The organism is Amycolatopsis heterodermiae, assembly GCF_034929455.1.
Classification (GTDB): Bacteria; Actinomycetota; Actinomycetes; order Mycobacteriales; family Pseudonocardiaceae; genus Amycolatopsis; species Amycolatopsis heterodermiae.
The window spans coordinates 242,719-261,244 of sequence record NZ_JAYFSI010000008.1; the positions used below are offsets into that span (position 1 = coordinate 242,719).

15 protein-coding genes are annotated in these 18,526 nt (G+C 71.9%); 10 read left to right on the forward strand and 5 right to left on the reverse strand.

Annotated elements, in window-relative coordinates; all coding sequences use genetic code 11:
* The 6 genes from VA596_RS31595 to VA596_RS31620 all read left to right on the forward strand — a co-directional run bounded on the left by VA596_RS31595 (nucleotide 1) and on the right by VA596_RS31620 (nucleotide 6,592).
* Entirely contained in the window at nucleotides 1–951 is a 951-nt protein-coding gene (locus tag VA596_RS31595) for a heme/hemin ABC transporter substrate-binding protein (protein ID WP_323331856.1), read from the forward strand.
* Entirely contained in the window at nucleotides 948–1,982 is a 1,035-nt protein-coding gene (locus VA596_RS31600) for a FecCD family ABC transporter permease (protein ID WP_323331857.1), read from the forward strand. The genes VA596_RS31595 and VA596_RS31600 overlap by 4 nt, the downstream gene beginning before the upstream one ends.
* Nucleotides 1,979–2,764, forward strand: coding sequence for a heme ABC transporter ATP-binding protein (locus tag VA596_RS31605; protein ID WP_323331858.1), 786 nt, complete (start codon nucleotides 1,979–1,981; stop codon nucleotides 2,762–2,764). The genes VA596_RS31600 and VA596_RS31605 overlap by 4 nt, the downstream gene beginning before the upstream one ends.
* Nucleotides 2,764–3,585, forward strand: coding sequence for a hypothetical protein (locus VA596_RS31610; RefSeq protein ID WP_323331859.1), 822 nt, complete (start codon nucleotides 2,764–2,766; stop codon nucleotides 3,583–3,585). Before VA596_RS31605 ends, VA596_RS31610 begins: the two co-directional genes overlap by 1 nt.
* On the forward strand, nucleotides 3,582–5,384 hold the full coding sequence (locus VA596_RS31615) for an HtaA domain-containing protein (RefSeq protein WP_323331860.1): 1,803 nt from the start codon (nucleotides 3,582–3,584) through the stop codon (nucleotides 5,382–5,384). The genes VA596_RS31610 and VA596_RS31615 overlap by 4 nt, the downstream gene beginning before the upstream one ends.
* Nucleotides 5,385–5,539: 155 nt before the next feature.
* Nucleotides 5,540–6,592 (forward strand): glycoside hydrolase family 43 protein, encoded by a 1,053-nt coding sequence (locus VA596_RS31620; RefSeq protein WP_323331861.1) that lies wholly within the window; start codon nucleotides 5,540–5,542, stop codon nucleotides 6,590–6,592.
* A 62-nt stretch (nucleotides 6,593–6,654) separates the two neighbouring features.
* Here the strand turns inward: VA596_RS31620 and VA596_RS31625 are convergent, their stop codons facing one another.
* Nucleotides 6,655–7,395: a thioesterase II family protein gene (locus VA596_RS31625; RefSeq protein ID WP_323331862.1), complete on the reverse strand. Its 741-nt coding sequence runs from the start codon at nucleotides 7,393–7,395 to the stop codon at nucleotides 6,655–6,657.
* 217 nt (nucleotides 7,396–7,612) lie between these two features.
* On the opposite strand from VA596_RS31625, the gene VA596_RS31630 reads away from it, so the two are divergent.
* From VA596_RS31630 to VA596_RS31640, 3 genes are read left to right on the forward strand one after another with little or no spacing between them, the layout of a single operon-like run.
* Nucleotides 7,613–9,202, forward strand: a complete 1,590-nt coding sequence (locus VA596_RS31630; RefSeq protein ID WP_323331863.1) for an acyl-CoA carboxylase subunit beta — start codon at nucleotides 7,613–7,615, stop codon at nucleotides 9,200–9,202.
* Entirely contained in the window at nucleotides 9,199–9,387 is a 189-nt protein-coding gene (locus VA596_RS31635; RefSeq protein ID WP_323331864.1) for an acyl-CoA carboxylase subunit epsilon, read from the forward strand. The genes VA596_RS31630 and VA596_RS31635 overlap by 4 nt, the downstream gene beginning before the upstream one ends.
* A 42-nt stretch (nucleotides 9,388–9,429) precedes the next feature.
* A complete protein-coding gene (locus tag VA596_RS31640) occupies nucleotides 9,430–9,981 on the forward strand; it encodes a DUF1707 domain-containing protein (protein WP_323331865.1) in 552 nt (183 codons plus the stop codon).
* Nucleotides 9,982–10,029: 48 nt separating this feature from the next.
* On the opposite strand, the gene VA596_RS31645 is transcribed toward VA596_RS31640, so the two are convergent.
* Nucleotides 10,030–11,994, reverse strand: coding sequence for a hypothetical protein (locus VA596_RS31645; protein WP_323331866.1), 1,965 nt, complete (start codon nucleotides 11,992–11,994; stop codon nucleotides 10,030–10,032).
* Complete coding sequence (locus tag VA596_RS31650; protein ID WP_323331867.1) at nucleotides 11,979–12,752, reverse strand: ABC transporter ATP-binding protein; 774 nt, start codon at nucleotides 12,750–12,752, stop codon at nucleotides 11,979–11,981. The genes VA596_RS31645 and VA596_RS31650 overlap by 16 nt, the downstream gene beginning before the upstream one ends.
* A 249-nt stretch (nucleotides 12,753–13,001) precedes the next feature.
* On the opposite strand from VA596_RS31650, the gene VA596_RS31655 reads away from it, so the two are divergent.
* The gene (locus tag VA596_RS31655; RefSeq protein ID WP_323331868.1) at nucleotides 13,002–14,237 is read left to right on the forward strand and encodes a cytochrome P450; all 1,236 of its coding nucleotides are present in this window, start codon (nucleotides 13,002–13,004) and stop codon (nucleotides 14,235–14,237) included.
* Nucleotides 14,238–14,555: 318 nt separating this feature from the next.
* On the opposite strand, the gene VA596_RS31660 is transcribed toward VA596_RS31655, so the two are convergent.
* Nucleotides 14,556–17,684, reverse strand: a complete 3,129-nt coding sequence (locus VA596_RS31660; protein ID WP_323331869.1) for a non-ribosomal peptide synthetase — start codon at nucleotides 17,682–17,684, stop codon at nucleotides 14,556–14,558.
* Nucleotides 17,685–17,695: 11 nt separating this feature from the next.
* On the reverse strand, nucleotides 17,696–18,478 hold the full coding sequence (locus tag VA596_RS31665; RefSeq protein WP_323331870.1) for a hypothetical protein: 783 nt from the start codon (nucleotides 18,476–18,478) through the stop codon (nucleotides 17,696–17,698).
* Nucleotides 18,479–18,526 lie beyond the last annotated feature (48 nt).

Below are 18,526 nucleotides of genomic sequence, written 5' to 3' on the forward strand. Positions count from 1 at the left end.
TTGCCGGATCCGAAGGCGCGGACCGGTCCCGGCACCGCCGTGCTCGCCCAGCCGGACATCACCGCCGCGCCGCCCGCGCAGCACCTGCCGGTCACCGTCACCGATCACCAGGGCACGAAGGTGACCGTCACGGACGCCGGCCGCATCCTCGCCTTCGACATGGCCGGCACGCTCGCCGCGACGGTTTTCGGCCTGGGCCTGGGTGATCACGTCGTCGGCCGCGACGTCTCGACCGGTTTCCCCGCCGCGCGCAAGCTTCCGCTGGTCACGCGCAACGGCCACCAGCTCAACGCCGAAGCGATCCTCGCGCTGCGCCCGTCCGTGGTCCTGACCGACACCACCCTCGGCCCGTGGGACGCGGTGCTGCAGCTGCGCGACTCCGGGATCCCCGTGGTCGTCCTGGATTCCCGGCGCTCCATGGACAACGTCGGCGCGCTCGTCCACGACACCGCCGCCGCGCTCGGCGTCCCCGAAGCCGGGCAACGCCTTGCTGACCGGCTGACCGGCGAAATCACCGCCAAGCGCACCGAGATCACCCGGCTGGCCCCGTCCGACCCGGCGCGAAAGCTACGCACAGTCTTTCTTTACCTGCGCGGCCAGGCCGGCGTGTACTACCTGTTCGGCCGCGGGTCCGGCGCCGACTCGCTGATCACCGCACTCGGCGCGGTCGACGTCGCGAGCGAGGCCGGCGTCGAGGGAATGCGCCCGGTGAACCCGGAAGCGCTCGTCAAAGCCCGGCCGGAAGTGATCCTCGTCATGACCAAGGGCCTCGAATCGGTCGGCGGACCCGAAGGCCTGCTGCAGGTTCCGGGTGTCGCGCAGACGCCCGCCGGGCTGCACCGCCGGTTCGTCGACATGGCCGACAGCCAGATCCTCGGCTTCGGGCCGCAGACGCCGGGGGTGCTCGACGCGCTCGCCCGCGCCCTCTACGCGCCGGGGGCGGCCGGATGAGCCGTCCGGTCCGCGTCACCGCCTTGTTCGCCGGGCTCGGGATCGCCACCGTGGTCGTGGCGTGCGTGTCCGCCGGCGTCGGCCAGTTCGGCATCCCGCTCTCCGACGTCGTCGCGTCGCTGCTGCACCGGATCGGGCTCGGGCCCGGCCTGGCCGACCCGTTCGCCGAAGGGACGCTCTGGCAGGTCCGGTTTCCCCGCGTGGTGCTCGCTTTGCTCGTCGGTGGTGTGCTCGGCGTGTCAGGGGCCCTGATGCAGGGCCTGTTCGGCAACCCGCTGGCCGAGCCCGCGGTCGTCGGTGTTTCGGCCGGGGCCGCGGTCGGCGCCAGTCTGTCCATTGTGGCCGGCTGGGCGTTCCTCGGCGCCTTCACGACCCCCGCTCTGGGGTTCGCCGGCGGGCTGCTGACGACGCTGGCCGTCTACGGCCTTTCACGCTCCCGTGGCCGGTCCGAGGTGGTCACGCTCATCCTCACCGGCGTCGCGGTCAACGCCGTGGCGAGCGCGGTGATCGCCTTCCTGATGTTCTCCGGCGACCAGGCCGCGCGGGAGCAGATCGTGTTCTGGCAGCTGGGTTCGCTGGCCTCGGCGCGCTGGCCGTACGTCTGGTCGGTGCTGCCGCTGATGGCCGTCGGCGTCGTCGTGTCCCTGATGCTCGCGCGGCGGCTCGACCTGCTCGCGCTCGGCGAGCGCCCGGCTCGGCACCTCGGCGTGAACGTCGAAGCGCTGCGCACGACCGGGATCGTCGTGGTGGCGCTGATGGTGTCGGCCGCCGTGTCCTACTCCGGGATCATCGGGTTCGTCGGGCTGATCGTGCCGCACGGCGTGCGGATGGTCACCGGGCCCGGGCACCGGGTGCTGGTCCCGGCGTCACTGCTGGCCGGCGCGTTCCTGCTCGGTGTCGCCGATCTCGCCGCGCGCACCCTGTTCGACTACGCCGACCTGCCGATCGGCATCCTCACCGCGCTGGTCGGCGGGCCGTTCTTCTTCTGGCTCCTGCTGCGCACCCGGCGCCGGTCGGGCGGCTGGGCGTGACCGCCGCGGCCGAACTCGTCGGCGTCACCTACACGATCGACGGCAGACCCCTGGTGCGGGACGTCTCCCTCGACGTCCGGCCGGGCGAGGTCCTGGCGCTGGCCGGGCCGAACGGCGCGGGCAAGTCGACGGCGTTGTCCCTGCTCGCCGGGGACCTGACGCCGGACGCCGGGACCGTCCGGATCGCCGGCGCCGACCTGACGTCCTGGTCGCTCGCGGAACTGGCGCGCCGCCGGGCGGTGCTGCCGCAGCAGCACACCGTGACGTTCCCCTTCACCGTCGCCGAGGTGGTGCGGATGGGCCGGGCGCCGTGGCGGCGCACCCCGGCCGAGGCCGACGACGACACCGCCGTCGACGCCGCGCTCGCGGCGACCGACCTCACCGGCTTCGCCGAACGCCGGTTCACGACGTTGTCCGGCGGTGAGCAGGCGCGCGCGGCGCTTTCCCGCGTCCTCGCGCAGCACGCCGGGCTGCTGCTGCTCGACGAGCCGATCGCGGCCCTCGACCTGCGCCACACCGAACAGGTGCTGACGCTGGCCGCGCGGCGCGCCGGGCAGGGGGACGCCGTGCTCGTCGTGCTGCACGACCTCGGGCTCGCCGCCGCGCACGCCGACCGCGTCGCCCTGCTGCGGGACGGCTCGCTCGCCGCGCTCGGGCCGCCGGCCGACGTGCTCACCGAGACCGTGCTGAGCGACGTCTACGGCCACCCGGTCGAGGTGTTCCCGCACCCCAGGACCGGACGTCCCGTTGTCCTGCCTTACCGATCGGCGAAGGAGAGTTGATGCGCAGATCCGCTGCGAGTGCGCTGGTGGCCGGGCTGCTGCTGGCGAACGCGTCCCCGGCGCAGGCCGCCGGGGCGCGCGTCCAGGTTTCGCCGGCCACCGCCGACCCCGACTACGCGACGACGCTGACCCTGCGCGGCAGCGGGTTCCAGTCCGTCCCGAAGGGGTACGGCGGGATCTACGTGCTGTTCGGCTGGGTCGCCGACGGCCCTTGGCCGCCCAGCAAGGGCGGTGCCGCGGGCGCGACCTACCGGTACGTGCCGGACAAGGAGAGCAAGGACAACCGCGGCTTCCAGCGGTTCGTCGCGTTCCCGGGCAGCGACACGGCGTCGTCGGCCAACGGCGGGCAACTGTCGGCCGACGGCGCGTGGAGCACTCAGCTCGTGGTGCCCGGCGCCCGGTTCCGTTCGACCGACCGCGACGGCAAGGTCGTCGACGTCGACTGCCTCACTGTCCGCTGTGGACTGATCACGGTCGGCGCGCACGGTGTGGTCAACGCGAACAACGAGACGTTCACCCCGGTCGGCTTCGCCGTCCCCACAAAGACTGCGGCACCACCTCCGGCTTCACCCTCCACAAGCGACAGTCCAACACCGACAGTCGCGTCCCCGATGGTCACGACGCCGACGATCGCTTCACAGAGTCCGGTGTCGACCCCGACTCCGCAGCCCGCGGCCGCCGAGGCCCCGGCGTCACGCGGCGCGCTGTGGTGGGTGGTGGCCGCCGTCGCCCTGCTGGTGACGGTGGCCGCGCTCACCGTCCCGCCCCTCCTGCGGCGCCGCCGCCGGAGCTCCCCCGATCAGGAAGGAACCGGCTCGTGAACCTGCGAAGATGGGCCGCCGTGACGTTGGCCACTGCGGTACTGGGCTCTCTCGGCGCACCACCGGCCTCGGCCGCGACCACCCCCGCCGTCACCGTCACGCCCGCCACCGGGCTCGACCCGGCGGGCACGTCGATCACCGTCAAGGGCACCGGGTTCGCCCCGGACGCCAACGACGGCAAGGGGTTCGGCGTCCGCGTCGGCCCGGCCAAGGACGACGTCCGCACCCGCACCGCGACCGGCTTCCAGGTCAGCAAGCTGGTGAAGAGGGACGCCGTCGGCGTCCAGATCCCGCTGAACGCCGACGGCAGCTGGGAACTGACCGTCCCGGTCAAGGCCGAGTACACCTCGGCCGGCACCACTTACAACGCCGCGACGCAGCCGTTCAGCGTGTACGTGTTCGGCTGGGACACCCCGGACCTGACCTGGGACAGCACGACCGCGCTGAAGTTCACCGGCGCCGGTAACCCGCCGCCCGCGTCCACGACCGGCCTGGACTGGGGTCTCAAGCAGACCTGGCGCTCCTACGTCGAGCGGTTCGGCGGCACGGCGACGGCCGACCGGGGCGCCGCGGCCACGCCGTCCCCGTACCGCTGGCCGGCCGGAACGTCCACTTGGGACGGCAAGACCGGCAAGGGTTCGGTCGCCTTCGGCGGCCGGGTCACGTTCACCCTGGAACCGCACCTGATCTGGAACTTCGAGCTGTCCAACCCGAAGGTCACCTTCGCCGGTGACGGCACCGGGAAGCTGAGCGCGACCGTCGGCTACTCCTTCTACGGCACCAAGACCGCGCCCGAGCAGGTGCGCACTCCGTCCGAAGTGGACTTCGCGAGCCTGAAGTTCAAGGGAGCGCCGCGGCAGGACGGCGACAACGTCGTCGCCGACATCGAGACGGCCACGCTCACCGAGGCGGGCGCCGCCGCGTTCGCCGGGTTCTACCCGGCCGCGACGGACCTCGACCCGGGCAAGCTCGTGTTCCCCGGCGAGATCGGCGGCACCGAACCGCCGACGTCGACGACACCCACCACGCCCTCGGCTTGTGTCCTCTCCCCCGGCGCGCTCACGCAGGGAAACCTGGTGTGGGGCTTCAAGAAGAGCTTCCGCGGTTACGTCGGCGGCGGCACCGGCAACACGATCACCGCGTCCGGCGGCGCGGAGGTCACGAACCTGGACGAGGTGGCCGGGAAGCCGATCCCGACCGGCGCGTACCGCTTCCCGCTCGGCAGCGGGCAGTACACGGCGGCGGGCGAGTTCACCGCGCAGTTCGGCGGCCAGGTCGCGTTCAGCTACCCCGCGCACTTCTTCACCCTGGTGCTGGCCAACCCGAAGCTCACCATCGCCCAGGGCAAGGGCACGCTCTCCGCGGACGTCGAGCTGAAGACGACCGCCGGGGCACCGTCGCCGCCGGTGAGCAAACCGGGCGTGGCGCTGGCGAACCTCGACCTGGCCACGGCCACCACGACCCCGGGCGCGGGCACGCTCACGGTGTCGGCGATCAAGGCGGCCCTGACCAGCTCGGACGCCTTCGCGGGCTTCTACCAGGCCGGCGACGCACTCGACGAGCCGACCGTCACGCTCGCCGCGAGCTGCGCGACCCTCCCGCCCGCCGGCAACCCGGGCGGCCCGGGCGCTTCCGGCGGCGCGGGCCCGGACCTGGTCCCGGACGTCGCGTTCCGGCCGGGCGACCTGGCCTCGACCGGCGTGAGCCTGACCGGCGTCTACTGGGGCCTCGCACTCCTGGCCGCGGGCGGTTCCCTGCTGCTGTGGACGCGACGGCGCGCCATCCGCTCCACTCGGTGAAGTGGTCTGCCGCGGCCGGGTCACGACCGGCCGCGGCAGTCACTGGAACAGACCAATTTCGTCCCAGCTGAACCGAGCAAGATCTCCCGGCCCTACCGGCGGGTGCTAGCGGCACGCGATCCTCGGCCTCTCCGTCTTGACCCAGGGATGTGGCCATGAAACGGATCCTCCTCCGCGCCGCCGTCGTCCTCCTCGCGGCCGCCGCGTGCCTGCTCCCGCCGGCCGCCGCCGAAGCCGGGCAGACGAGCCTGCGGGCCGCCGATCCGAGCGTGCTGCGCGTCGGCTCCACCTACTTCGCCGCGCAGTCCACCGGTGGCGGGATCGCCGTCCGGGCCGGCTCCTCCCCCGACGCCGCGGCGAGCGCGGCCGCCCGGCAGGTCTGGTCCGACACCCGCGGCCGCGGCGAGGTGTGGGCGCCGGAGATCGTCGTCGACGGCGGCCGGTACTACATCTACTTCTCGGCCGGGACCGGGAACGCGCACCGGATGTACGTGATCAGCTCCGCCACCGCCGACAGCGGGTACACCGCAGAGACGCAGCTCGCGCTGCCCGACGGCAAGTGGGCCATCGACGGCACGATGTTCACCTTCGGCGGGCAGCGCTGGTTCGTCTGGTCGGGCTGGGCGGGCGACACGAACGTCGAGCAGAACCTCTACATCGCCCGGATGAGCAGCCCGACGACGCCGACCGGCGCGCGGTACGTCATCTCGCAGCCGCGCGAGAGCTGGGAACGGCTGGTGGGCACCCCGTTCATCAACGAGGCGCCCGCGCCGCTCAAGGACCCCAACGGGCAGCTGCACATCACCTACTCGGCCAACGGCAGCTGGAGCGACCAGTACTGCATCTCCGAGATCCGGCTGCGCGCCGGCGGCGACCCGACGTACGTCTGGGACTGGTACAAGGCGAACGGCTGCCTGTTCGGCTCCCACCGCGAGACGATGATGGCCGGCTGGGACCCGACCCTCTACGTCGACGGCCCGGGCAGCCACAGCTTCGTGCTGCTGAACGGCGACATCGCGACGAGCCCGCCGGCCGGGCCGAGGTTCCCGCTGGCGTTCCACGCCGTGCCCAAGGGAACGCCGTACTCGTGGGGGAACCGCTACTGGTACAGCGGCACGTTCTGCTGGTGGGGCTCGACGACCTACCGCCGGGCCAACGTCCCGGGCGCGACCACCGACACCGGCTGGAGCCTCAAGTTCTTCGAATGACCGTCCACGACTGGGGCGAGGGCTGTGAATGGTCCACTTTCCGACGTCCGCCTTGGACCGGTTCAGGCCAGCCGAGCGGCGATCAGGCGGTTGACGGAAGCGTGGTGCTCGTTCAGGTAGAAGTGCGCCCCCGGGTAAGTCCGCAGCTCGAACGCGCCCGACGTGTGGGTCGCCCATTGGCGGGCCTCATCTGACGTCACCTTCGGGTCTTGGTCGCCGATCAGGGCCAGGATCGGGCAGCTGACGTCCGGGCCCGGGCGGTAGCGGTAGGTCTCCGCGGCCTTGTAGTCGTTGCGCAGGGCCGGCAGGACCATGCGGATGATCTCGTCGTCCTCCAGGACCTTGGCGTCCGTGCCGCTCAGGCGCTTGACCTCGGCGAGCAGGCCGTCGTCGCTTTCCAGGTGGTAGCGCTCGTCGCGAAACGCCGAGGGGGCGCGGCGGCCCGAGACGTACAGGCCCAGCAACTGCGTGCCGCGGGCTTCCAGGCGGCGGGCGACCTCGAAGGCGAGGCTGGCGCCCATGCTGTGGCCGAAGAACGCCAGCGGGCCCGGCTCGGCGCCGAGGATCTCGGTCAGCTGGTCGGCGAGCACGAACAGGTCGTCCACCAGCGGGTCGTTACGGCGGTCCTGGCGGCCCGGGTACTGGACGGCGAGCACCTCGACCGACGGCGAAAGCGCCGACGACACCGGGTGGAAGTAGCTCGCCGAGCCCCCGGCGTGCGGGAAGCAGACCAGGCGGGCCTTCGCGGCCGGGGCCGGGTGGAACCGCCGGATCCACAGCTGGCTGTCCAGGGAGAGCGTCATGGCCGGTCCTTCCAGATGTCGGCTTACGAGCCGAATCTGTCAAACGGGCGAGCGTGGGTCGACCCCTAGGTTCCGGATCAGGGGTTCTGGGGGCCGGAAGGGCCAGTCAGGGGGCCGACGTGCTGGTTTGGACGTCGGCCGCCGGTTTGAATGACTTACCGGGAACCGGCATCCGGCCGCGAGGGGAACCCGCCGAAATAACACGATGGGGTGAGTCATGACCGCCACCGAAGATTTCGTTGTCGGTGACCTGCCGTCGCTCGACATCGAGGCGAAGGTCGCCGAGCTGGCCGAGCTGCGGGCGCACGCCGTGTCACCGTCCCAGCGCGCGACCGACCAGCAGCACGCCAAGGGCAAGCTCACCGTGCGGGAACGGATCGGCCTGCTCTTCGACGAGGGCACGTTCCACGAGATCGAGCAGCTGCGGCGCCACCGCGCCACCGGCTTCGGCCTCGAGGACCGGCGGCCCTACTCCGACGGCGTGGTCACCGGGTGGGGCAAGGTCTTCGGACGGCGCGTGTTCGTCTACGCGCACGACTTCCGGATCTTCGGCGGCTCGCTCGGCGAGGCGCACGCGGAGAAGATCCACAAGCTGATGGACCTGGCCGAGTCCGCCGGCGCGCCGCTGGTGTCCCTTTCGGACGGTGCGGGCGCGCGGATCCAGGAGGGCGTAACGGCTCTGGCCGGGTACGGCGGGATCTTCCGCCGCAACGTCAAGGCGTCCGGGGTGATCCCGCAGATCAGCGTGATGCTCGGCCCGTGCGCCGGCGGCGCGACCTACTCCCCCGCGCTGACCGACTTCGTGTTCATGGTCCGCGACATCGCGCAGATGTACATCACCGGGCCGGACGTCGTCCGCTCGGTCACCGGCGAGGACATCACCCACGAGCAGCTCGGCGGCGCCGACGTGCACGCCGGGGTGTCCGGCGCGGCCGGGTTCGTCTACGACACCGAGGAAGAGTGCCTCGAAGAGGTCCGGCACCTGATCTCGATGCTGCCGTCGAACAACCGCGAGCTGCCGCCGTCGCTGCCGCCCGGTGAGCCGGTGGACCGGCCGAACCCGGCGCTGCTGGAGCTGGTGCCGGTCGACGCGAACCGCGTCTACGACATGCGCGAGGTCATCGAGGAGATCGTCGACTACGGGCATTTCTTCGAGGTGCACGCGAGCTGGGCGCCGAACGTGCTGTGCGGGCTCGCGCGGCTCGGCGGCGAGGTCGTCGGGATCGTGGCGAACCAGCCGTCGTCCTTCGCCGGGGTGCTCGACATCCACGCGTCGGAGAAGGCCGCGCGGTTTGTCCAGACGTGTGACGCCTTCAGCATCCCGCTCGTGACGCTCGTGGACGTGCCGGGGTTCCTGCCCGGCCGCGAGCAGGAGCACGGCGGGATCATCCGGCACGGCGCGAAGCTGCTCTACGCCTACTGCAACGCCACCGTGCCGCGGGTGCAGGTCATCCTGCGCAAGGCCTACGGCGGCGCGTACATCGTGATGGACTCCCGCTCGATCGGCTGCGACCTGTCGTTCGCCTGGCCCACCAACGAAATCGCGGTGATGGGTGCCGAGGGCGCCGCGAACGTCGTGTTCCGGCGCGAGATCGCCGCGGCCGACGACCCGGAAGAGGCGCGCCGCCAGCGCATCAAGGAGTACCGGACCGAGCTGATGCACCCCTACTACGCGGCCGAGCGCGGCCTGGTCGACGACGTGATCGACCCCGCGGAGACCCGGCCAGTCCTGATCGAGGCGCTCGCGGTGCTGCGGGCGAAGTACTCGGCGCAGCCCGCACGCAAGCACGGGAACCCGCCGGTATGAGCGACCACTTTCTGAGTGTGTCGAGCGGTTTCCCGGACGACGAAGAGCTGGCCGCGGTGCTCGCCGTGTTCGGCGCGCTGGGCAGCGTGAAACGCCCGAAGCGGGACCTTCCGCCCGCCCCCGCACCGTGGCGCCGCGCCGCGGGGTACACCCCGCCGGGTTCCTGGATGAGCCGTACCCGATAAGTAGGGGTGCCCTCGCTCTTCCCCGCTGGTTAGCGTGGAAACATGAGCGACCAAGACGTACTCCGTGTGTCCAATCTGGACAGAGAACGCGCCGCGCGCCTGCTGCAGGACGCGCTCGGCCAAGGCATGCTGGAACTCGAAGAGTTCGCCCAGCGCTCGGCCGCGGCGGCGGCCGCGCGCACCCGCGGGGACTTGGCTCCCCTACTCGCCGACCTGCCCGCCGCCCACGAAGCACCGCTCGCCGCGATCGAAACGCCGCCGCTGGTGCTCAAGGCGGGCATGGGCGACGTCAAGCGCACCGGCCCGTGGGACGTGCCGAGCCGCATCGACGCCAAGTGCTCCTCCGGCGACGTCCGGATCGACTTCAGCGAAGCGACCTGCCCGCACCGGGAAGTCACGCTGAACCTGGACTGCGGCTGGGGCACCATCCTCGTCATCGTCCCGCGCGGCTGGACCCTGGTGTTCGAAGCCATGGAGACCGGCGCCGGCGACATCACGAACAAGGTCACCGCACCGCCCGAGCCCGGCCTGCCGGTGCTGCGCGCGCACTGCAAGGTGACCGCGGGCAACATCCGGTTCCGCCACCCGCGCTGAACCGCGAAAGGCCCGGCTCACCGAGTGAGCCGGGCCTTTGTCATGCGCTCAACGGGCCGCCGCGTGCTCGCGGCCGTTTTCCTTCTCCTCTTCCGGTTCTTCGGCTTCCTCCTCCGCCGCCAGGGCTTCCGCCTTGCGCTTGGCGACGCGGTGCATCAGCACGACCATGCCGAACGAGCAGGCGCCTAGGACGATCGAGCCGATGGCCACCAGCACCCGCAGCCCGGACGGCACGTGGGCGACCAGGAACCAGCCCGGCAGCGTCGCCCCGAACAGGCTCAGCCCCAGCGACACGAACCCCTGCGGGATCACCAGCAGGACGCCGAGCAGGACGAACAGCGCGACCGCGGCGTTCTGCGGGCCGCTGAGGTCGTCCTTCTTCTCCGGCGCTTCCTGCTCGCCCTCTTCCAGCTCGTCGGCGGAGACCTTGACCTCGGCCCGGACGCCCTTGCGCATCAGGTCGAGGATCTCCGGGCCCGCCTTCTCCAGGCGGCGGTAGGCGAGCCGGCCGAACAGCCAGTAGTAGAACGCGCCGGTGACCAAACCCGCCGCGACCCCCGCCCAGCCGAGCAGCGTGTTGCCCGTGCGGAACCCGATCAGCACGACGACCGCGGCCGGCACGGCCAGCAGGATCTGGCCGAACAGCATGCCGAAGATCTTCAGCCGGACCTGGTCACCGCTTTCGTCGGTGAAGCCGTCCATCGGGTTGCCGCCGGGGCGGTCCTGGAACGGCGCGACGCCGACCAGCGAGACCAGCGGCACCAGGCCCGCCGCCCCGCCGAGCATCGCCGGCAGCACGGCCAGCACCCACGGCCACGCCCAGCCCTGCCCGCTGACCAGGGTCAGCAGCGCGGTCAGCACGAGCACCGGGACGGCGACCAGCAGCAGCCACGCGACCTGCCGGGCGCGGACGTCGACGCGTTCGGACGCCGGAGCGACCAGGGTCAGCCACAGCGCGCCGGCGTCGAGGCCGTAGACGTTCGCCGACAGCGCGCCGGCGAACAGCGCGGTGATCACACCCGCGAAGGGCAGCATCACGGTGTTGCCGTCGAGCAGCGGGAACAGCCCGCTGAACAGGCCCGCCCAGAGCGCGATGCTCAGGAACCGGGCGCGACGCAGGTCACGGACCCACAGCCGCAGTTCCTTGCCCAGCACCCCGCCGAACGGCCCGCCGGGCAGGATCCGCTTACTGGCCAGGCTGTCGCCGCCGGTCTGCGTCGTGCCGCCGTCGGAGAGGCCCCGGACCAGCTGACGCGAAAGCAGCGCCGAGAACACGAAGAACAGCACCGCGCCCAGGACGGCGAGGCCGCCCAGCGAAAGCGCGACCGTGCCCCAGTTCCCCTGGCCCGCGGCGTCCACCGCGACGACCGCCCAGCTGGACGGGAGGATCCGCAGCACGATGCCGCCGCCGTCGGCCCAGCCGCCGCTGAACGTGCGGATCGCCAGGCCGATGTCCATCCAGCCGGTGTTCTGCAGGCCCAGCACGAACCCGACGACCAGCGACGAGAGCTCCCAGCCGAAGCGCGAGCGGACCAGCCGCCCCAGCGCCTGCATGCCGACCTTCGACAGCACGACGACGAACCACAGCTGCAGCAGCACGGCGGGGATCGCGACCAGCGCCGCGACCAGGCCGAGGTGCGCGCCGTAGACGATCAGCACGGCGAACGCGACCAGCGCGACCACCGGCGTGATGCCGACGAACCCGGCGCCGACCATGCCGATGGCCAGGGTGCGCGGGCGGATCGGCAGCAGGGTGAAGTACTCCAGCCGCAGCACCGCGTCGCCGCCGGTGAGCATCGGGCCGAACAGCCAGCCCAGCGTCCACACCATGAGCAGCAGCGACAGCACCGCGACCGCGGTTTCGGGTGAGCCGAAGTGCGAGAACCCGACCACGAGCGTGCCGATCGCGAGGACCAGGCCGATCGACCCGCCCGCGAGCATGCTGGCCGCGCGCTGCCCGCTCATCGAGCGCCGCAGCACCGCCAGCTTCATCCGGATCAGGACGCCAACCACGCCAGCCCCTCCATCCCCCCGGTGCGGGCGCCGACGAGCTCGACGAAGACGTCTTCGAGGCCGCGGCCGGCGCGGACCTCGTCCACCGGGCCGGACGCGGCGACCTGGCCGCGGGCGATCACCGCGACGTGGTCGCAGAGCTGCTCGACCAGCGCCATCACGTGACTGGAGAACACGACCGAGCCGCCGGAGGCGACGAAGCGCTGCAGGATCGTGCGGATGGTGGCCGCGGAGACCGGGTCGACCGCTTCGAACGGCTCGTCCAGCACCAGCAGCTTGGGCGCGTGCAGCAGCGCCGTCGCGAGGCCGATCTTCTTCCGCATGCCGGTGGAGTAGTCGATCACCAGGGTGCGGTTGGCCTCGGTCAGCTCGAGGACCTCCAGCAGCTCGCTCGCGCGTTCGTCGATCTGCGCTTCGGGCAGCCCGCGCAGCAGGCCCTGGTAGGTCAGCAGCTCACGGCCGGTGAGGCGCTCGGGCAGCGACATGCCGTCGGGCAGCACGCCGACGAGGGCCTTGGCGTGCACCGGGTCGGCCCAGACGTCCACACCGAAGATGTGCGACGCACCGGCGTCCGGGCGCAGCAGGCCCACGGCCATCGAGAGCGACGTCGTCTTGCCCGCCCCGTTGGGCCCGACCAGGCCGTAGAACGAACCCTTCGGCACGGCGAGGTCGACCCCGTCCACCGCGACCTTCCGGCCGAATCTCTTGCGCAACCCCGTCAGCCGGAGCGCGGGTGCACTTTCGTCGATCGTAGGCACGTGGATCATCCCCATGGTTCGGGCGGCCCGCCGGCCGCGCTTTACCGGGCACAGCGTAGCGGCCGCGCGGGGAAAAGAGAACGCGGCACAACTGAACAGTTCGTGTCCCCGGATAAGGGTGGGCATAGGGGTTACGAATCGGCGTGTCGCGCAAATAAGGTGGCAGCCAACTGCCAAGTCGACCAAACCGGCCGAATCAGACTAACCACCCCGGGCAGCAAAAGCAATTCCGAGCCGAGGGAAGAGCCGATGACGACATCGACCGACAGCGACCTGGAGGCCCAGCTCCGCACCGCGCGGGCCGGGCTGACCTCGCTCGGCGCGCTGGGCGACCGGATCGCCACGCTGATGCTCGGCCCGGAGGACCCGTACGCGGTGTATGCGCAGATGCGGGCCCGCGGGCCGGTGCAGAAGAGCCGGATCGGGATCTACGCGGTGCTCGGCCGCGACATCGCCGACAGCGTGCTGCGCGACCGCCGGTTCGGCCGCCGCACGCTCGGCGGTTACTGGCCGCAGGGCACGTCGACGTTCGACAATTCCTTCCTCGCGATGGACCCGCCGGAACACACCCGGCTGCGGAAACTCGCGATGCCGGCATTCAGCCCGAAGACCATCGGGGCGCTGCGCCCGGATATCGAACGGGCGTGCCGTGAACTGCTCGACGACGTCGATTCCAGCAAACCGTTCGACCTGATGGAGAAATACGCGAAACGCGTTCCGTGCGCGGTGATCGCGACGTTGTTCGGAATTCCGGAATCGCGCCAGGCGGAGTTCGACGAGCTCGCCGCCGGGCTCAGCCTGGTGCTCGACGGCGTCGTCTCGCTCGAGGAGGCCAAGCGGCTGCAGGACGCCGTCGACGGCATGACGGCGCTGTTCACCGAGCTACTCGCGATGCGCGTCGTCGAGCCGGGAGACGACCTGGTCAGCCGCCTGCTGCGGTCGGTGGACGGCGACAAGCTGACCGCGGGCGAGCTGGTCGCGATGTGCGGGATGCTCTCGCTGGCCGGCACCGAGACCACGGTCAACCTGATCGGCAACGGCACCCTTGCCCTGCTGGAGCACCCCGAGCAGTGGGACCTGCTGCGCGCCGAACCGGACCTCGCGCCGAAGGCCGTCGAGGAGGCGCTGCGCTACGACACGTCGGTGCTGATGCAGGCCCGGTTCGCGCACGAGGAGGTCGAGCTGGGCGGCAAGCGGATCCCGGTCGACAGCCAGGTGACCATCCTGACGGGCGCGTGCAACCGCGACCCGGAGGCCTTCGACCGCCCGGACGTCTTCGACCTGCGACGCGAGTCGGGCCCGGACCACATCTCGTTCTCGAGCGGCATCCACTACTGCGTCGGCGCACCCCTGGCCCGCCTCGAAGGCGACGTCGCGTTCCGCGTGCTGCAGGAGCGTTTCCCGACCTTGCGGCGGGCGGGCGAGCTGACGCGCCGGACATCGCCGTTCATCCGCGGTCTGCACGCTTTCCCGGTCACCGCCTGACCCTGCTTCCCCGAAGTCCGTGAAGGCCACATTGAGGGACTCTGAGTCCCTCGATGTGGCCTTCACGGCTTTCCGGCGTGCGCGGGAGCGTCTGGTGGGGGGGTGCTGGAACGGGCCTGCCCGCCGGTAGCCGGAATGCCCGATGTGGCCTTGGGTGCGCCCGGCGGCACACGCCGCTCCGCGCGGAATCGTTCGGCAGGGGGGGCATGGCCGCGAAGAGTCGATGGAGGCCTCTGCCGGAGCGCCGCGCGGTCCCCCCGGCGGAAAGGGAGGGACCCCGGCGCGGAGGGGCGCGCCGGGGTCCGAGGGGGAGGGTGGTCAGGGGGTGCGGAGCAGGTCCCGGACGTGGTCCGCGAGCTGGCCCGGCGTCGGCATCGAGAAGACGTCCGTGAGCTTCAACCCCACGCCCGTCAGGTCCTCGACGTGCTGCACCAGCTGGACGCCCAGCAGGGAATGCCCGCCGACGACGAAGAAGTTCGTGTCCGCCGCGACGTCCTGGCGGCCCAGCAGCCCGGCCCACAGGCCGATCAGCGTGTCCAGCAGGTCGCCGTCGGCGGCCGGGGAGCCCGGTTCCTGCCCCGCTTCGGTGCGCCGGTCGGCGGCCAGGCGGGTCAGGGCCGGGTAGTCGATCTTCTCCGTCACCGTGGTCGGCAGCCGGTCGATGGTGACGAACTCGTGCGGGACGGCGGCCCGGGGCAGCTCCGCCCGGGCGTGCTGCCACAGCCGATCGGCCAGTCCCGGCGAGTCCGGGCCTTCGACGAACGCCACCAGGATGCCGCCCGCGCTCGGCTCGCCGACCAGGACGACCGCGACGCCGGACACCTCCGGGTGCTCGGCCAGCACGGCCTCGACCTCGCCGAGCTCGATCCGGTTGCCGCGCAGCTTGATCTGCCGGTCGACCCGGCCGACCAGCTCCAGGCTGCCGTCGTGGCGCCAGCGGCCCTGGTCGCCTGTGCGGTAGAAGCGCCCGTGCACCGGGTGCTCGCGGAACTTGTCCGCGGTCAGCTCGGGCCGGTTGTGGTAGCCGATCGCGACCCCGCCGCCGGCGATGCACAGCTCACCGTGCACCCCCGGCGGGAGCTCGCGCCCGGCGTCGTCGGCGATGAACACCGTGGTGTTGCGGATCGGCCTGCCGACGACGACGGCGTCGTCCGGTGACGTCAGCCGCGCCGCGGTGGACCAGACGCACGTCTCGGTCGGGCCGTAGAGGTTGCGCAGCTCGCACCCGGTGGCGACGAGCCGCCGGAACAGCGCGGGCGGCATCGGCTCGCCACCGCAGACCACCTTGACCCCGGCCAGCAGGTCGGCGACGTCGTCCAGGACGAGCCGCCACGTCGTGGGCGTCGCCTGCAGGAAGTCGACGCGGTGCTCGGAAAGCACGGCACGCAGCGACTTGCCGTCGGTGCGGGCCTCGTCCGGCGCGACGACGAGCGTCGCCCCGGCGTACAGCGGCAGGAACAGGTCCATCACCGACATGTCGAACGCGAACGTCGTCATCCACAGCCCGCCGTCGCCCGGGCCCAGCCCGGTCTCGGCCTGGAAGTGCGTGACCAGGTTGGCGAGGTTGCGGTGCGCGAGGACCGTGCCCTTGGGCTTGCCGGTCGAGCCCGAGGTGTAGATCAGGTACGCGGGCGCGTTGTCCGCCTCGTCGCCCTCCACGACGAGGGTGTCCGGAATGGACGGTCCGTCGGCCGTGATGCCCGGCAGCGCCAGCACGGTCCGGCCCGCGAGATCGAGGGAGACGCCCTCGCCGGCCAGCAGCACCCGAGCGCCCGAGTCGGTGAGCTGGTGCTCGACGCGGTGCGCCGGGTGGTCGGGGTCGATCGGCAGGTAGGCCGCGCCGATCAGCCAGCAGCCGAACACCGCCGCGACGAGCTCGGCGCCGCGACGGCCGACGAGCCCGACGACCTCGCCGGGGCCGACGCCCTGACCGCGCAGCCGGTCGGCGGTGGCCTGCGCGGTGAGCCACAGCTCGCGGTAGGTCACCGCGCGGTCGCCGTCGCGCACGGCGACCGCGCCCGGCTGGGTGGCGGCGTGGTCGGCGACCGCCTCGAGGACCGTGCGCGCCCGAGTCGGCCGCCGGGTCTTGTTGGCCGCGTCGACCACGGCCCGGTCGGCGGGGCTGAACAACGGCAGCTCGCCCACCGACCGCCGCGCGTCGGCGCCGGCGGCGACGAGCAGCGCGTCGTAGCGCCGCAGCAACGCTTCGACGTCGGCGCGGGTGTGCGAGCCGGTCGCGTACCGTCCTTTGAGGACGGTCGCGTCGGCGTCTGCCTGCACCACCAGTTCCAGGTCGAACTTGCTGGTGCCGTTCTCGACGCTGACCGGCCGGGTGTGCACCCCGCCGATGCCGAAGCGGGGCAGCCCGCCGCCCGGCTGGTAGTTGAACAGGTGCCGGAAGATCGTGCTGCGCCAGTCGGAGCTCGCCCGCGGCAGCTCCGGGAGCAGCAGGTCGACCGGGACGTCGGCGTGCGCCAGCGCGTCGAAGTACACCGAGCGGGTGCTAGCGACGAGGTCGGCGAAGCCGGCGCCGAACTCGACGCCGACCCGCAGCGGGAGCACGTTCACGTGGTAGCCGATGGCGGACTGGGCGTGCGGCGGCCGGGTGTTGACCGGCGTGCCGACGACCAGGTCCGGCCCGGCGCCGTGCCGGGCCAGCAGCAGGTAGTAGGCGGCCATGTGGACGACCGCGTCGGGGGCTCGCAGCTCGCGCCGCAGGCGGTCGAGCGCGGCGAGGGCGTCGCGGGAGAGCCGGTGCTCGGCGAAGTAACCGTCCAAAACGGACCCGGACGGCTCGGGCGTGCCGACCGAGAGCTCGAGCGCGGTGGCGTCGAACCCGGTGAGGTGTTCGCGCCAGTAGGCGATCCCGGTCTCGGTCGGCACGACGTCGGGAGTGGCGCGGACCTCGCCGGCCAGCACGGCCGGGCACGAGCGCCCGACGGCCAGCGCCTCGTAGGCCTTCGCCAGTTCGGTGAAGAAGACGGCGGCGGAAATGGTGTCGAAGACGAGGTGGTGCGCGGACACGACCACCACGTCGCCGTCCGGGCAGCGGAAGTGCGCCAGCCGGATCGGCGGCGTCCCGCCGATCTCGAGCGGCGCGGCCGCGAACCCGGCGACCTGCGCGTCCACCAGCTCCCGGCTCGTGTCCACAGTGGACACGTCGAGCGTGACCGCGGACGCGGGCAGCACCTCGGCGGTGAGGCGGGTGCCCTCGTCGTGGAAGATCCGGCGCAGCCCGTGGTGCCGCCGCTGGACCAGCCGCGCCGCTTCCGCGAGCACCGCCGGGTCCAGCGCGACCGGCACCTCGAACCGCACCGCGACCGTGTTGACGCCGCTGCCGGGGACCAGGCGGTCCAGCAGCCACAGCGCCTCTTCCTTGGGCGTGACGCCGGCTCTCGCCGGCACTTCGACGTCCTCGCCCGGGCCCTTGCCGGTGAACGTGCGCATCGTGGGTTCTCCTACTTCAGCAGGCCCGACACGGCTTCGGCCACCGCGGAGCGGCGAAGCAGGTCGTGGCGGTCGAGGTCGAAGGAAAGCTCGGCGCCGGCCAGGTGGCGGCCGTCCGCGGGGGCGTCGGAGTTGATCACGGTGCAGGTGCTCAGGTCGGCAGCCGTCTCGACCTGGGTCGCGCCGACGAGGTAGTGCACGTAGGCGTCGAACCAGCTCATCATCTCGTTGCGGCGCGACTCGTTGAGGCCGAGCCGGCCGAGGCCGACGTGGCCGACCTCGCGGTAGAGCTTGATCAGCGAGTCGCCGAGGACCACGAGGTCGTCGGCGCCGTCGGCCTCGGCGTAGCCCTTGGCCTTGGACTCCTCGATCTCCTGCGGGGTCAGCACGCCGACGAGCTTGTCCAGCAGCTTGTGGAACTGCCAGTACAGCACGATCGAGCTGACCGGCTCCGGGTCGAACATGACGACCGCGGGCTGCTTGCCCCGGCGTTCGCCGATCCGGCGGGCCAGCGCCGAGGCGTAGACGCCGCCGACGCAGAACCCGAGCACCCCGCGGATCTCGCCGCCGGGCAGCGCGTCGAGCCACCGGTTCAGGTAGTCGTCACCGGTCATGTTCTCCTCGGTGCCCGGCTCCGGCTGCATCGTCTCCCAGACCGTGCTGGGCACGCTCAGCGCGGGCGCCAGGTCGGAGAACGTCGCTTCGGAGCGGCCGGGGGAATAGAAGTCGACCGCGAGCACGAAGTCGTTCTTCGCGCCGTTCTTCAGGATTCGCCATTCGGTGAAGTCATTCATTGCAGCTCCCCAGTAATCAGGAATTCGCGTCAAGCCTAAGTGGACGAC